This window comes from Micromonospora sp. NBRC 110009, assembly GCF_030518795.1.
In the GTDB taxonomy this organism is placed as follows: domain Bacteria; phylum Actinomycetota; class Actinomycetes; order Mycobacteriales; family Micromonosporaceae; genus Micromonospora.
This window is the reverse complement of sequence record NZ_CP130427.1, coordinates 4,033,776-4,048,638: the sequence shown is the minus strand read 5'-3', so window position 1 is coordinate 4,048,638 and position 14,863 is coordinate 4,033,776. Positions and strand designations below refer to the sequence as shown.

13 protein-coding genes are annotated in these 14,863 nt (G+C 74.1%); 7 read left to right on the top strand and 6 right to left on the bottom strand.

The features are described 5' to 3' along the window. Positions 1 to 10: 10 nt before the first annotated feature. From lipB to nadE, 3 genes are read left to right on the top strand one after another with little or no spacing between them, the layout of a single operon-like run. Positions 11 to 658 carry a lipoyl(octanoyl) transferase LipB gene (lipB, locus tag Q2K19_RS19470; protein ID WP_302762744.1) on the top strand — a complete coding sequence of 216 codons (648 nt, stop codon included), beginning with the start codon at positions 11 to 13 and terminating at the stop codon, positions 656 to 658. A gap of 4 nt (positions 659 to 662) precedes the next feature. After that, on the top strand, positions 663 to 1,055 hold the full coding sequence (locus Q2K19_RS19465) for a VOC family protein (protein WP_302762743.1): 393 nt from the start codon (positions 663 to 665) through the stop codon (positions 1,053 to 1,055). 19 nt (positions 1,056 to 1,074) lie between these two features. After that, on the top strand, positions 1,075 to 1,899 hold the full coding sequence (gene nadE, locus Q2K19_RS19460) for an ammonia-dependent NAD(+) synthetase (protein WP_302762742.1): 825 nt from the start codon (positions 1,075 to 1,077) through the stop codon (positions 1,897 to 1,899). On the opposite strand, the gene Q2K19_RS19455 is transcribed toward nadE, so the two are convergent. Together Q2K19_RS19455 and aspS are read right to left on the bottom strand one after the other, a co-directional pair. Beyond that, positions 1,896 to 2,903 (bottom strand): FUSC family protein, encoded by a 1,008-nt coding sequence (locus Q2K19_RS19455; RefSeq protein WP_302762740.1) that lies wholly within the window; start codon positions 2,901 to 2,903, stop codon positions 1,896 to 1,898. The two genes, nadE and Q2K19_RS19455, sit on opposite strands and share 4 nt — an antisense overlap. Before the next feature lie 74 nt (positions 2,904 to 2,977). Beyond that, on the bottom strand, positions 2,978 to 4,264 hold the full coding sequence (aspS, locus tag Q2K19_RS19450; protein WP_302762739.1) for an aspartate--tRNA(Asn) ligase: 1,287 nt from the start codon (positions 4,262 to 4,264) through the stop codon (positions 2,978 to 2,980). A 354-nt stretch (positions 4,265 to 4,618) separates the two neighbouring features. On the opposite strand from aspS, the gene lipA reads away from it, so the two are divergent. Together lipA and Q2K19_RS19440 are read left to right on the top strand one after the other, a co-directional pair. Then, the gene (gene lipA / locus Q2K19_RS19445; RefSeq protein WP_302762737.1) at positions 4,619 to 5,665 is read left to right on the top strand and encodes a lipoyl synthase; all 1,047 of its coding nucleotides are present in this window, start codon (positions 4,619 to 4,621) and stop codon (positions 5,663 to 5,665) included. Positions 5,666 to 5,726: 61 nt separating this feature from the next. Further along, positions 5,727 to 7,355 (top strand): DUF423 domain-containing protein, encoded by a 1,629-nt coding sequence (locus tag Q2K19_RS19440; protein ID WP_302762736.1) that lies wholly within the window; start codon positions 5,727 to 5,729, stop codon positions 7,353 to 7,355. A 54-nt stretch (positions 7,356 to 7,409) separates the two neighbouring features. Here Q2K19_RS19440 and Q2K19_RS19435 read toward each other — a convergent pair whose 3' ends face one another. The 3 genes from Q2K19_RS19435 to Q2K19_RS19425 all read right to left on the bottom strand — a co-directional run bounded on the left by Q2K19_RS19435 (position 7,410) and on the right by Q2K19_RS19425 (position 11,629). Next, a complete protein-coding gene (locus Q2K19_RS19435; protein WP_302762734.1) occupies positions 7,410 to 8,177 on the bottom strand; it encodes a hypothetical protein in 768 nt (255 codons plus the stop codon). Between the two features lie 147 nt (positions 8,178 to 8,324). Then, on the bottom strand, positions 8,325 to 11,462 hold the full coding sequence (locus tag Q2K19_RS19430) for a helix-turn-helix transcriptional regulator (RefSeq protein WP_302762733.1): 3,138 nt from the start codon (positions 11,460 to 11,462) through the stop codon (positions 8,325 to 8,327). Then, positions 11,459 to 11,629: a hypothetical protein gene (locus tag Q2K19_RS19425; RefSeq protein WP_302762732.1), complete on the bottom strand. Its 171-nt coding sequence runs from the start codon at positions 11,627 to 11,629 to the stop codon at positions 11,459 to 11,461. The genes Q2K19_RS19430 and Q2K19_RS19425 overlap by 4 nt, the downstream gene beginning before the upstream one ends. Before the next feature lie 211 nt (positions 11,630 to 11,840). Between Q2K19_RS19425 and Q2K19_RS19420 the strand changes: the two genes are divergently transcribed. Then, complete coding sequence (locus Q2K19_RS19420; protein WP_302762731.1) at positions 11,841 to 12,530, top strand: DUF4191 domain-containing protein; 690 nt, start codon at positions 11,841 to 11,843, stop codon at positions 12,528 to 12,530. A 162-nt stretch (positions 12,531 to 12,692) separates the two neighbouring features. On the opposite strand, the gene Q2K19_RS19415 is transcribed toward Q2K19_RS19420, so the two are convergent. After that, on the bottom strand, positions 12,693 to 13,043 hold the full coding sequence (locus tag Q2K19_RS19415) for an RDD family protein (RefSeq protein ID WP_302772633.1): 351 nt from the start codon (positions 13,041 to 13,043) through the stop codon (positions 12,693 to 12,695). Between the two features lie 351 nt (positions 13,044 to 13,394). Here Q2K19_RS19415 and glnA point away from each other — a divergent pair, with 351 nt between their 5' ends. Next, complete coding sequence (gene glnA, locus Q2K19_RS19410) at positions 13,395 to 14,819, top strand: type I glutamate--ammonia ligase (protein ID WP_302762729.1); 1,425 nt, start codon at positions 13,395 to 13,397, stop codon at positions 14,817 to 14,819. Positions 14,820 to 14,863: the final 44 nt, after the last annotated feature.

Sequence of the window (14,863 nt, the reverse complement as noted above, 5' to 3'; positions counted from 1 at the left end):
GGCTGGGCTGGTGAGCGTGACGACTTCCGGGCTGACCGCCGTCCGTGCCGGTGTGCTCGACTACCAGGCCGCCTGGGACGAGCAGCGCCGGCTGCACGAGGCCGTGGTGGCCGGCGAGCGCGGCGACACCGTGCTGCTGCTGGAGCACCCCAGCGTCTACACCGCCGGCAAGCGGACCGAGCCGTGGGACCGCCCGATGGACGGCACCCCGGTGATCGACGTGGACCGCGGCGGCAAGATCACCTGGCACGGGCCGGGGCAGCTCGTCGGCTACCCCATCGTTCGCCTGCCCGACCCGGTCGACGTGGTCGCCTACGTGCGGCGGGTGGAGCAGATGCTGATCGACGTCTGCGCCGAGTTCGGGCTGACCGCCGGCCGGGTCGAGGGGCGCAGCGGCGTGTGGGTGCCGGAGGACGATCGGGGTCCGGCCCGCAAGGTGGCCGCGATCGGCATCCGGGTGGCCCGGGGTGTCACCCTGCACGGCTTCTCGATCAACTGCGACTGCGACCTGACGTACTACGACCGGATCGTGCCGTGCGGCATCCGGGACGCGGGCACCACCTCGCTCACCGCCGAGCTGGGCCGCCCGGTCACCGTCGCCGACGTGCTCCCGGTGGTCGAGCGGCACCTGCCGACCCTGGTCACGGTCCAGGGCTGACCGGGTGCGAATCGATCTCGTCACCCTCGTCGTCGCCGAGTACGACCCCGCGATCGACTTCTTCACCGAGGTGCTCGGCTTCGAGCTGGTGGAGGACAAGCCGTCCCTGACCAACGACGGCCGGCCGAAGCGCTGGGTGGTGGTCCGCCCGCCGGGCGGCGGGACCGGGCTGCTGCTGGCCCGCGCCGACGGGGAGCGGCAGCAGGCGGCGGTCGGCGACCAGACCCACGGCCGGGTGGGCTTCTTCCTCCAGGTCGACGACTTCGACGCCACCTACCGCCGGATGGTCGAGGCGAAGGTGGAGTTCGTCAAGCCCCCGCGCACCGAGGCGTACGGCCGCGTCGCCGTCTTCCGCGACCTGGAAGGCAACCCCTGGGACCTGCTCGGCCCCGCCTGACCCCCGAAGGGACCCCCCGATGACCGACGTGCTGTCGACCCAGCGGCAGATCGCCGAGGACCTCCAGGTCACGGCCAGCTTCGACGCCGCCGAGGAGATCGAGCGCCGGGTCGTCTTCCTCGCCGACCGCCTGGTCGACACGGGGCTGACGACGCTGGTCCTCGGCATCAGCGGCGGCGTCGACTCCACCACTGCGGGGCGGCTCTGCCAGCTCGCCGTGGAACGGGCCCGCCAGGCCGGCCACCCGGCGACCTTCGTCGCCATGCGGCTGCCCTACGGGGTGCAGGCCGACGAGCACCACGCCCAGGCGGCGCTGGAATTCATCCGCCCCGACCGGGTCCTCACGGTCGACGTCAAGCCGGCCAGCGACGCCGCCCTGGCGGCGGCGGTGGCGGGCGGGCTCACCTTCCGGGATGCCGCCCAGCAGGACTTCGTGCACGGCAACATCAAGGCCCGGCAGCGCATGATCGCCCAGTACGCGGTGGCCGGGGCGACGGACGGGCTGGTGGTCGGCACCGACCACGCCGCCGAGGCGGTCACCGGCTTCTTCACCAAGCACGGCGACGGGGCGGCGGACCTCGTACCGCTGACCGGGCTGACCAAGCGCCGGGTGCGGGCGCTCGCCGCGGCGCTCGGCGCCCCCGTCGAGCTGGTGGGCAAGGCGCCCACCGCCGACCTGGAGAGCCTGGCCCCCGGCAAGCTGGACGAGGACGCGCTCGGCCTGGCGTACGAGCACATCGACGACTACCTGGAGGGCCGGCCGGTCCCGGCGGAGGTGGAGGCGGCGCTGGTCGCCCGCTACCGGGCCACGGACCACAAGCGCTGCCTGCCGGTCGCGCCCTAGCCGCGGATCCTCGCCCGCAGCCACGGTTCGCAGAGCACGATCGCGCCGCCGATGCCGGCCCCGATCACCGTCTCCACGCCCCGGTCGAAGAGCAGCTGCCCGGCCGGCCGGGTCACCGCGAGCTGCCCCATGAGCAGGGCCATCGGGGTGATGAACAGCAGCGCGAGGCCGTAGTTGCGCCCGACCAGCAGCTCGGTGACGATCTGCAGCACCGCCACGACGAGCACCGTGGCGTACGGCGACAGGTGCGGCGCGAGCAGCGCCGCGCTGGTCAGCAGCCCGAACAGGGTGCCGAGGATCCGGTGCGCGGCGCGGACCAGCTGGGCGGTGACGCCCTCGGCGCTCAGCGGGGCGACCGCCGCCACCATCGCCCAGTACGGGTGGCCGATCCCGACGGCGGTCACCGCGCCGCCGGACAGCAGCACGGCGAGGGCGTACCGGGCCGGCTCCCAGGTCCACACATGCGCCAGCCGGGCCGGCCGGCTCCGCTGCCGCCGCAGGACGCTGCCCAGGTTGCCGACCAGCAACGCGAACAGGCTGCTGAGCCCGGCCACGACGGCGGCGACCGGCACCTCCGACAGCGCCCGGGGGGCCGAGGCGACCGCGCCGAACGCGAACACCAGGAACAGCGGCCCCGGCGGATGCCAGTCCTGCGCGGCGGCGAGCACCGCACCCAGCGCCGCGACGGCCGCGGTGACCGCCACCGCCACCCACGCCCGGTACGCCAGCGAGCCGACGAGCACGCCGAGGACGGTGGACACGGTGAGCGCCGCCCCGGCGCTGGCCTGCATGGCCGCCCGGGACAGGTGCACGTGGTTGCGGCCGTAGAGCGAGGTGAACGCCCCGAAGACGGCGTACACGGACCAGCCCGGGTGGCCGACGGCGAGCACCGCGAGCAGCGGGACGAGGACGCTGATCCCGGCCCGCAGCGCGACCCGGTGGGCCCCCCGGACCGGGCGGACGTGCAGCAGGCCCTTCAGCGCCGCCCGGAACTGCTCGGCCATGCCCCTCCTTATACCGGCTTGGAAGGAGGGGCCCCCGGTTAACGCCCGTCTGTTAACAAGGGCCCCTCCTTTCCTCACGGCGTGAGGCGGTGCAGGTCGCGCGGGAAGGCGGTCACCTCCCGGACGTTGGCCGCGCCGGTGAGCCGGGCGACGAAACGCTCCAGCCCGATCGCGAAGCCGCCGTGCGGCGGCATCCCGTGCCGGAACGCGTCCACGTAGCCGGCGTACGGCTCGACCGGCTCGCCGCGCGCGGCGAGGGCGGCCAGGTAGTCCTCGTACCGGTGCAGCCGCTGCCCGCCGGTGACCAGTTCCAGGCCCCGGAACAGCAGGTCGAAGCCGTTGGAGTAGGCCGGCCGGGCCGGGTCCGGGTGGGTGTAGAAGGGCCGCTTCGCCATCGGGTACCCGGTGACGAAGAGGAAGTCGCTGCCGTGCTCGCGGCGGGCCCACTCACCCAGCGCCCGCTCGTGCGCGGGGGCAAGGTCCGGCTCGTCGGCCGGCGCCCCGGCGATCTTCAGCGCCTCGGTGAAGTGCACCGCCGGGATCTCGGCCGGCACCTCCGGCAGCTCCAGTCCCAGGGTGGCCACGGCACCGGCCGCCCGGTCGGCCACCTGCCCCAGCATCCCGGCCAGGGTCTCCCGCAGCACGGCCATCACGTCCCGGTGGTCGGCGACGAAGCCCAGCTCGGCGTCGAGCGAGGTGTACTGGGCCAGGTGCCGGACCGTGTCGTGCGGCTCGGCCCGGAACACCGGCCCGACCTCGTACACCCGCTCGAAGACACCGACCATGAGCTGCTTGTAGAACTGCGGCGACTGGGCCAGGTAGGCGGGCCGGCCGAACCAGTCGAGCGCGAAGACGTTCGCCCCGCTCTCGGTCGACGAGGCGACCACCTTCGGGGTGTGGATCTCCACGAACCCGCCGGCGTCCAGGGCGGCCCGGAAGCCCGCCACCGCCGCCGCCGAGATCCGCAGCGCCGCCGAGCGGGTCGGATGGCGCAGCGCCGTCGGGGCGTGGTCGAGCTGGGTGGGCAGGCTGGCGGTGAGCGCCGGCCGGTACAGGTCGAACGGCGGCGGGACGGCGGGCGGGCCGAGCGGACGTACCGTCGGGCCGGTCAGCTCGACCCCGGCGGGCGCGGTGGCGTTCGCCACCACCGTGCCGACGACCTCGACCACGGTCTCCTCCGGCAGCGACTCCACGGCCGCGCGCGTGGCGGGGTCGGTGACCACCACCTGGGCCAGGCCGGCGGCGTCCCGGACGATCAGGAAGGCCACCGACTTGAGCAGCCGGCGGCGGTGCACCCAGCCGGCGATCCGGACGGACGCGCCGACATGGGAACGGAGCTGGGTGGAAAGGATGCGTTGCACGGCGGTTACCTCCTCGATCAATCGCAACGCGATCCCCGGGAGGTGTGGGCGAGCGGGATCCTCGCGGTGCCACCACACCTTCGCTCCCGCCGGAGCGGGAGCCTCGTTCGTCGCCCGTGACGGGGGCCAGCCGGCGGGGTCTACTGGGCGCCGAAACGCTGTTCTTCCCGCAGCTCAGGAGGGTCTTCGCGCGCCGGCGCCAGACCGCCTTCCAGCAACCGGCGGCTCTCTGCGCTGGCGGGTCGGCGCGCTACTCGGCTCCGTCGCAGCTCTGCCCGGCACGCTAGCACCCCACCCCGGCCCGTGTGACGCCCATTTTTCGGCTCTGGTGTCCGGTGTCACAACGTCTGCGGCGTGACGGCGGTCGCCCGAGGTCCATCGACGGCCACCGACCGGCGTACGCTCGGCCTTGTGACGATCGAGCACTCCGCGCCGAGGACCGAGCCGGCCGCGCGCACCGCAACCGTCGCCCCCGAGGGGCGACGGATGCTGCGGATCGAGGCGCGCAACGCCGAGACGCCGATCGAGCGCAAGCCGCCGTGGATCAAGGTCAAGGCCAAGATGGGGCCGGAGTACACCCAACTGCGCGGGCTGGTCTCGCGCGAAGGGCTGCACACGGTCTGCCAGGAGGCCGGCTGTCCCAACATCTACGAGTGCTGGGAGGACCGGGAGGCCACCTTCCTCATCGGTGGCGACCAGTGCACCCGGCGCTGCGACTTCTGCCAGATCGACACCGGCAAGCCGGCCGAGTTCGACGCCGACGAGCCCCGCCGGGTCGCCGAGTCCGTCGCCGCGATGGGCCTGCGCTACGCCACCATCACCGGCGTCGCCCGCGACGACCTGCCCGACGGCGGCGCCTGGCTCTACGCCGAGACGGTCCGGCAGATCCACGCCCTGCAGTCCGGCTGCGGCGTCGAGCTGCTGATCCCCGACTTCAACGCCGTCCCGGAGCAGCTCGCCGAGGTCTTCGGCGCCCGCCCCGAGGTGCTGGCGCACAACGTGGAGACCGTGCCGCGGATCTTCAAGCGGATCCGCCCGGCGTTCCGCTACGAGCGCTCCCTCGACGTGATCCGCCAGGCCCGCGCCGCCGGCCTGGTCACCAAGAGCAACCTGATCCTCGGCATGGGCGAGGAGCGGGCCGAGGTCTCCCAGGCGCTGCGCGACCTGCACGAGGCCGGCTGCGAGCTGATCACCATCACGCAGTACCTGCGCCCCTCCCCCCGGCACCACCCGGTCACCCGCTGGGTCAAGCCGGAGGAGTTCGTCGAGCTGCGCGAGGAGGCCGAGGAGATCGGCTTCGCCGGCGTGATGAGCGGCCCACTGGTCCGCTCGTCCTACCGGGCCGGCCGGCTCTACCAGCAGGCCCTCGCCGCCCGCGAAGAGGTCACCGCCGCCGGCTGAGGCCGGGCCATCTGCCGCGTCACCCGTCGCCGGCCACCGCCCGGATGCCATGATCGCAGGGATGACCGCCGGGGTACGCCACGAGCCACGCGAGGTTCGCCGCCCGCGTACGCCCTGGCGTACCCGGCTGCCCACGCTGCTCGCCCTGCTGGTCGGGGTGGCCGGGGTCGGGTACCGGCTGGCGCTGCTGCTCGCCGACGCCCCGCCGACCAACAGCGACGAGGCGACCATGGGGCTGGCCGCCCTGCACATCGCCCGCGGCGAGGACTTCCCGGTCTGGTTCTACGGCCAGGCGTACATGGGGACACTGGAGGCGTACCTGGCCGCGCCGCTGGTCGCGCTCACCGGCCCGTCGGTGCTGGCGCTACGGCTGCCCACCCTCGCGCTCTACGCGGCCTTCCTCGCCCTGTCCTGGCGGCTCACCCGCCGGCTCGGCGGAGATCCCTGGTACGCCCTGCTGGTCGTCGGCTTCCTGGCGCTCGGCTCGGACCGGGTGGTCAAGAACCAGCTCATCGCCGGAGGCGGCTACCCCGAGCTGAACCCGGCCGGGGTGGCGCTCGCCCTGCTCACCGTCGGGCTGTGCGCCGGCGGGTCGGGGGCGCGGCTGCCCCGCTGGGCGGCCTGGGGGCTGATCTCCGGGCTGATGCTCTGGGTCGACCCGCTGGTGCTGCCGTACGTCCTCGGGACCGGCGCGGTGCTGGTGGCCTGGCGGCGGCGGGAGCTGGCCGGCCGTTCCGGCCTGGTGGCGGCGGGCGCGCTGCTGCTGGGGGCGGCGCCGATGCTGCTGGACAGCCTCCGGCACGGGCGCAACCCGCTCACCGCGGTCCTGGCCGCCGGCGGCGCCGACGGGGCGGCGAGCTGGGGTGAGCGGCTGTACGGGGGCCTGGTGCTCGGACCGCCGCTGGGCATGGGTTTCTGTTCGCCGAGCCACTGCGCCGGCGGGCAGCTCTGGTGGGCGGTGGCGTTCCCTCTCGCGCTGCTGCTCGCGGTGGTCACCGCCGGGCGCGCTCTCCGACCGTCGTCGTTCGCGGGGAGCCGTCCAGTTTCCGGCGACGATCTCGGCGGCAAGGAGGGGCGGCGGGTGTCGGCGGCGGTGCGGCTGGCGCTGCTGGGCGGGGCGGCGGCGGTGCTGGCCGCGTACACGGTGAGCAGCGCGGCCGGGCGGACCCCGGTGGAGAGCGCCCGCTACCTGTCCTGCCTGGCGGTCGCCACCCCCGCCCTGCTCTGGCCACTGTGGCAGGCCGCGCGGCGCGTCGATCGGAGCCCGAAAGTCGGTCTGGCGGCGGTCGCCGTGCTGACCGCGATCCTCGCCACGGCGGGGGTCGCCACCGCCCGGGCGGTCGCCACGGCGCCGGCCAGCCATGCCGAGGCCGACCGGCACCGCGCGCTCGTCGACACCCTCGGCGCGCTGGGCGTACGGCACGTGCGCGGCGGCTACTGGACCTGCAACCGGCTCACCTTCGCCACAGACGAGGACGTGGTCTGCGCGGTGGTCGACGACGAGCTGCGCCCCGGCTTCGACCGCTGGCCCGCGTACCGGCGCGCGGCGGCGGCCGATCCCGGTGCGGCCTGGGTCGCGCCGGTCGGCTCGCCGCTGGCCGCCCGGCTGGACCAGCGGGTCGGCCCCGCCCCGGGCGCGCTCGACGTGGTCACCGTCGCGGGCTGGCGGGTCTACCTCCCCCGCCCGTGACGGGCACTTCAGCACCTCCGTGACCCTGCCCGGCAAGCGACCCGGCCGGGGGCGTCACTTGGCGTAGTAGAAGTCGGCCGCTTCCCCGGCGCTCACCGGGGCCTTGATCTTCAGCGGTTTCCCATGACCACTCATCGTGGTGGTCATCGTCAGCTTCGGGCCCTTGCTGGGCGTCAGCTCCACCTTGATCGAGGTGACCCAGCCCTGTTCGTCGGTCGTGATCGTGAAGGGCGACAGGGGCATGCCGGGCGAGACGATGCTCGGTGCGCCGACCGGCAGGAACGACGTGACGTCTTTGCCGGCCGGATCGAAGCGGCCGGTGTACGCGTGCGGGCCGGAGCGGTACGCCGAGGTGATCGACGCGGTGAACGCCTTCAGGCCTGTCGGGTCGACCCAGTCGAACCGCAGGAACGGATCGTCCCGCCTCACCCGCTTCAGGTCGACGTGCACCCAGTCCTTGTCGTCGGACGGCCGCACATAGCTGTCGCTGCCGATCACGATCCGGCTCCCCGCCGACGGGTACTTCCCGCCGCTCACCGCGATCGTCGCCCGGAACCGCCGCGCCTTCGGGTCGAAGGAGCCGGAGCCGTTGACGTTCTCCCCCTCCGGCAGGTCACCGCGCACCGCGTACCGGTGGGCGACGCCCTGTGACCGCTGCAACGCCGCCACCAACTCGGCACGGGTGTCGGGCGTCGGGGACGGCGCGGCGGTGCTGGCCTGAACCGTCTCGGCCCGGGTGGGCTCCGCGGGCGTGGTGCAGCCGACCGTGAGGAGCAGGATGCCCGCCAGACCCGACATGAGCAGAGTGGTGCGGTGCTTCATGATGCGTTCCCCCGTGCTGGCCGGCCGGAGGCCGGGACGAAGGCACGATAGCGAACTCGGCCGCCGTCGGACGCCCCTCCCCTGTGGACCGTAGGAGGCAGCGGGCGCGCGTCCTGAGATCACCGCCCGGACCGGACGCGGCGACGGTCAGGAGGCGGCGCTGGGCCGGCGCGGGTCGGGCGCGGTCGCGCCGAGCAGGCCGAGGCGATGCGCGAGCGCCGCCGCCTCCACCCGGTTGCTGACGTCCAGCTTCGCGATGATCCGGGACACGTGCACGCTGGCCGTCTTCGGCGAGATGAAGAGCTGCTCGGCGATCCGGCTGTTGCTGTGCCCCTCGGCGACCAGCCGCAGCACCTCCTGCTCCCGGCTGGTCAGCAGGTCCGGCCCGGGACGCCCACCACCGCGCAGCCCGACCCGGCGGGCCAGCACGGCGGCCTGCTCACCGAGGGGCGTGGCGCCGAGGCGGGCGGCGATGTCGCCGGCCTCCCGTACCGCGGCGGCCACGTCGTCCCGCGAGCCGGCCGCGGCGGCCGCCTCGGCCAGCCCGAGCAGCGCCCGGCCCAGCGGGAACGACTGCCCGGTCGCCCGCCACGCCGCGACCGCCGCCCGCCAGCCCGGCAGGGCCGCGTCGGCGCGGGCGAGGATCGCGGTGACCTGGGCGGCGTGCGCCTCTTCGGCCGGGTAGCGGGCGGGCAGGGCGGCGGCCACCGTGGACACCTCGCCGGCCAGGTCGGCGTCGCCGACCAGCGCGGCGGTCCGCGCGGCGGCGCTGAGCACCGGCCACCCTTCGCGGGGCAGGTCGACCAGGCGCTCGTCGGCCAGGGCGGCGCGGGCCGCGCGTACCGCCTCCACCTTGTCGTCGGCCGCGAGGGCGGCCTCGATGCGCAGCTCGTGCAGGGGCAGCCGGTGGTTCGGCCAGAGGTACGGCCGGGCCAGGAAGGCCAGCGCCCGACCGACCAGCTCGTCGGCGGCGGGGTGCGCGCGGGCCAGCCGCAGCCCGGCCCGGAGCTGGAGCCAGTGCAGCCCGGAGACGCCGGGCGGGTCGATCCGGGCCGCCTCGGCGCAGGCCGCGTCGGCCTCGTCCCAGCGGCCCAGCGCGATCAGCGCCTCGGCCCGGTTGGACAGCAGGTACGCCCCGATCGAGCGGCTGATCCCGACCCGGCGCGCCTCGGCCACCCCGGCAGCGGCCGCCTCGGCCGACTCCTGGTAGCTGCCCAGCTCGTACAGCACGTCGGAGAGGTAGACCAGGGCGCTGACCAGCGCCGGCGCGTTGTCGGTGGCCCGAGCCCGGGCCTCCACCCGGCGCAGCTCGGCCAGCCCGAGGTCGGGCGTCTGGTCGGTGCGGCGGAGCATGGCGATCCGGGTGGGCAGCAGAGCCAGGTCTGCGCCGAGCGCCTCGGCGCCGGCCATCGCCTCGCCCGCCACCGAGGCGGCCTGTTTCGGATCGACCTTCATCAGGTGTGCCGCGATGTCGGCGAGCAGGCCCACACGCTCCGCCCCATCCGGCACCCCGGCCGCCAGCCGGTACGCCTCACCCAGCTCGGCCGCACCGTCGCTCTTGCCGAGCAGGGCCAGCAGCCGGCCTCGCTGGTCCAACAGGCGGGCGGCGCGCAGCGGCTCGGTATCGGTGTCGACCTCGGCCAGCGCGGCCCGGGTGAGGGTGAGCGCCCGGCTGAGGTCGCCGGCGGTGTTCGCCGCGGCCAGGGTCTCCTCCAGCACCCGCAGGTGGTCCATGCCGAGCCGGTCGGCGGCGTCGGGCACCAGCTCCCACAGTTCGAGGACCCGCTCCAGCAGCCGGCTCTGCTCGGCGTACGCGTACCGGTCGGCCGCGGCGCAGGCGGCGAGCCGGGCGGCGACCAGGGCGCGCGGGTGGTCGTGGGCGGCGTACCAATGGTGGGCGATCTCGGCCGGGGCGCGACCGGCGGCCACCAGGTGCGGCTGCACCTCGATCGCGGCGGCGTACCGGGCGTGCAACCGGGCGTGCTCGCCGGGGAGCAGCTCGTCGTGGACGGCCTCGCGGACCAGGGCGTGCCGGAACTCGTAGTCGCCGTCGGGGTCGGCCACCACGAGCTGGGCGGCCACGGCGGACCGCAGCGCGTCCTCCAGCTCGGGCTCGGGCAGGCCGGCGACCTCGGCGAGGAGCTGGTGGGCGAAGCGGGTGCCGCCGGCGGCGGCGATCCGTAGCACCCGCTGGGCCGGCTCGGGCAGCCGGTCCACCCGGGCCAGCAGCAGGTCGCGCAGGGTCTCCGGCAGCGCGGCGCAGCCCACCGGGTCGCCGGCGGCGGCCAGCTGCTCGATGAAGAACGGGTTTCCCTGGGTCCGCCCGTGCACGTCGTCGACGGCGCGGGCGGCCGGGTCGGCGCCCAGCAGGTCGGCGAGGATGGCGGCAGTGCCGTCCCGGTCCAGCCGGGCCAGCTCGACCCGGTCGACGCCGCGGGCCCGGTCCAACTCGGCGAGGAAGGGACGCAGCGGGTGGCCGCGGTGCAGCTCGTCGGTGCGGTACGTGCAGACCAGCAGCAGGCGGGCGGCGCGGGCGGCCCGGACCAGGAAGCCGATCAGGTCCCGGGTCGACCGGTCGGCCCAGTGCAGGTCCTCGATCACCAGCACCAGCGTCCGCTCCTCGGCGATCCGTCCGAACAGGTCGGCGACCAGGTCGAACAGGTAGCCGCGCGGGGTGTCCGAGACGGGCAGGCCGGTCGGCGCGGCCACCCCGGCCGGCACCCGGGCCAGCTCCGGCAGCAGCCGGGCGAACTCCGCCTCGTACCCGGCGAAGGCGGCCGGCCCGTCGCGGCGCAGCACCTCGCGCAGCGCGGCGGCGAACGGGGCGAAGGGCAGGCCGGCCTCGCCGAGCTCCAGGCACTGGCCGACCAGCACCCGCGCCCCGGCACCGCCGGCCCGCACGCCGAACTCCTCGATCAGCCGGGTCTTGCCGACGCCGGCCTCCCCGCCGACCAGCACGGTCGCGGGCTCTCCGGCGCGGGCCCGGCCGAGCGCGCCGCGCAGGCTGGTCAGCTCCTCCTGGCGGCCCACGAGGACGGTGCTGGCGGCGCGTACGGTCACGCCGTCGAGCATGCCATGGCGGCCGGCCGTACCGTCCCGGCCGACCGGCCGGTCCCCGGTGCCGCCCGCCGGTCCGGCCGCCCCCGTGGCGGCCGGGCCGGCGCCGGCCGGCTGCTGCCCGGCCGGTCCGGGCGCGCCGCCGGGCGGCGGCACCGGACCGGCCGGACGGGTCGAGGATGCGGTGCGCTCCCGGCCGCCGGTGGGCGGCGCGGCGAGCGTGGTCACCGACGGCCCCCGACGGTACGGGCGGTGTCGTGCCGCCGGCTCAGCCAGCTCCGCGGGTGGCGGCGGGGCAGCGACCGGGCGAGCCGGTCGCGGGCCGCGTCGGCCTGGAGCTCGGAGGCGTGGCTGCGGTGGAGGGAGAGCAACAGCTCTGCGTCGTTGCCGAACATCTCGGTTTCTCCTGTCGTGTCGTCTCGCTGTCGACACTGACTTTCCGCGCGAAGGTGGCCCCGGAGCATGGGTCCGTCGCCTGATCTTCGCCCTCTCCCCCTCCTTACTCCGGGGCCTCAGCGGGCCGGTGGCGGCGTAAGGTACTCAGCCGCGCGGCGGAGAGGCGGCCACGGATCAACCGGGCGCGGGGCGACCACTAGACTCTGCGGCATGGCAAAGCCCCAGGAGAAGGTCTCGTTCGGCCAGCGGCTGAAGCAGATCGGGATGGTGTTCCAGTTCACCGCCAAGCAGGACCGGTGGTTCGCGCCGCTGACCGCGGCCGCGGTGCTGATCCCGCTCGCGCTCACCGTGGTCGCGGTGCTCCTCTGGGGCTGGATCTGGCTGCCGATCGGCATCCTGCTCGCCCTGCTCGCGGTGCTGATCGTGCTCAATCTGCGGTCCAACAAGGCGATGATGAACGCCGCCGAGGGGCAACCCGGCGCGGCGGCGCAGATCATGGAGAGCATGCGCGGCGACTGGCGGGTCACCCCGGCCGTCAGCTCCACCACCCAGATGGACATGGTGCACCTGGTGATCGGCCGCCCCGGCGTGATCCTGCTGGCCGAGGGGAACCCGCAGCGCGTCCGCGGCCTGCTCGGGCAGGAGAAGCGCCGGCTGGCCAAGGTGATCGGCACGGCCCCGCTGCACGACTTCGTGATCGGGCAGGGCGAGGGTGAGCTGCCGATCCGCAAGCTGCGGATGACCCTGATGCGGCTGCCCCGCACCCTCGCCCCCAAGGACGTCAACTCCCTGGACAAGCGGCTCAAGGCGCTCACCGCCCGCCCGCAGATGCCCAAGGGCGCGATCCCCAAGAACATGCGCCCCCCGCGCGGCGCGTTCCGCCAGACCCGGGGCCGCTGACCCGACGTACGCGAAGAGCCGGACCCGTACCCACGGGCCCGGCTCTCTCGTTCCTGCGCCCTCTTCCGGCCCCCGCGATCTTGCAGTTTCAGCCCCCGCCTTGGCAGCTTTCGTCCCTTTCGCCGGGGCCGAAAGTGCAAGATCGCGGGGGCAAGGGGCGGGTCAGGGGCGGGGGGCGTCGGTGATGACGGAGGCGGTGAGGCGGTCGTGAAGGCCGCGGCGGTGCTCGTCCATGATCAGGGCGGGGACGACCAGGGCGAGCAGTACGCCGCGCAGCAGCGCCCGGACCAGCCCGATCCGGCCGCCGTCGGCCCAGGCCACGCAGCGGATCTTCGTGAGGTACATGCCGGGGGTCTGGCCGAACAGGCCGAGGAAGAAGCCGTACTCCAGGATCAGCACCAGCACCGGGGCCCAGCCGTCCCGGACCGGGTCGGCGAAGATGTTGGCGACGAGCAGGCAGAGCACCCAGTCGATGATGAGCGCGCCGAAGCGGCGGCCGAGGCTCGGGGGCATGAAGGCGGGGTCCGCGGCGGGCGGCACCGGCACGGCGGCGGTATCGGTCACAGCGGTCAAGGGTAGTCAGCCACCCCCGCCACCTCGACGCACGGCCGGAACCAGGGGTGTCGGTCACCGACCGGGTAAGCCGGTTGGGCGCGGACCGGGAAATCGGACCAAAGCCATCAATCAGCGGCACACCAGGTCAGCGGGTATCGTCCCAACGGAGAGCCGAAGGCGGCTGAGCGGCCCGGATGACGCTCCGCGAGGGACGTAACACGGCGGAAACAGAGGAGACACGGCCGGGCAACCCCACGGTCATAGCGTCGCCAGGAGCCAGCTACCGGAGTGGACCTGCCAGGAGGACGTGTGTTCGCCAATCCCGAGGAACTCCTGCGATACCTCAAGAACGAGGACGTGAAGTTCGTCGACGTACGTTTCTGTGACCTGCCCGGCGTGATGCAGCACTTCAACCTGCCGGTCGAGTCCGTCGACGACAGCCTCTTCACCGACGGCCTCGCGTTCGACGGTTCGTCGATCCGCGGCTTCCAGGCGATCCACGAGTCGGACATGCTCCTGCTGCCGGACGTCGCGACCGCCTTCATCGACCCGTTCCGCGCGCAGAAGACCCTCGCGCTGAACTTCTTCATCCACGACCCGTTCACCCGCGAGGCCTACTCCCGGGACCCGCGGAACGTGGCGAAGAAGGCCGAGGCGTTCCTCGCGGCGAGCGGCATCGCCGACACCGCCTACTTCGGCGCCGAGGCGGAGTTCTACATCTTCGACTCGATCCGCCACGAGACCTCCGCCCACCAGTCGTTCTACTACATCGACTCGATCGAGGGCGCCTGGAACTCCGGCCGCGAGGAGGAGGGCGGCAACCGCGGCTACAAGACCGCGTACAAGGGCGGCTACTTCCCAGTCCCGCCGGTCGACCACTACGCCGACCTGCGCGACAGCATCGTCCGCCGCCTGGTCGACACCGGCTTCACGGTGGAGCGTTCGCACCACGAGGTCGGCACCGCCGGCCAGTCGGAGATCAACTACAAGTTCTCCACCCTGCTGCACGCCGGTGACCAGCTCCAGCTCTTCAAGTACATCGTGAAGAACGAGGCCTGGGCGAACGGCAAGACCGCCACCTTCATGCCGAAGCCGCTCTTCGGCGACAACGGCTCCGGCATGCACACCCACCAGAGCCTCTGGCTCAACGGCGAGCCGCTGTTCTACGACGAGACCGGCTACGCCGGCCTGTCCGACAACGCCCGCTGGTACATCGGCGGCCTGCTGCACCACACCCCGTCGCTGCTGGCCTTCACCAACCCGACGGTGAACTCCTACCGCCGCCTGGTGCCGGGCTTCGAGGCGCCGGTCAACCTGGTCTACTCGCAGCGCAACCGCTCCGCCTGCACCCGGATCCCGGTCACCGGCAGCAACCCGAAGGCCAAGCGGGTCGAGTTCCGGGTGCCGGACCCGTCCAGCAACCCGTACCTCGCCTTCTCGGCGATGATGATGGCCGGCCTGGACGGCATCAAGAACAAGATCGAGCCGCCGGCGCCGATCGACAAGGACCTGTACGACCTGCCGCCGGAGGAGTGGGGCGACGTCAAGCAGGTGCCGGGCTCGCTGCCGGAGGTGCTCGACGCGCTCGAGGCCGACCACGACTACCTGCTCGACGGCGGCGTCTTCACGCCGGACCTGATCTCCACGTGGGTGTCCTGGAAGCGGGCCAACGAGGTCGACCCGGTGCGCCTGCGCCCGACCCCGCACGAGTTCGCCATGTACTTCGACTGCTGAGCTCCTCGACGCGACACACTCCACAGCACCGGCCGGGCCGGCTC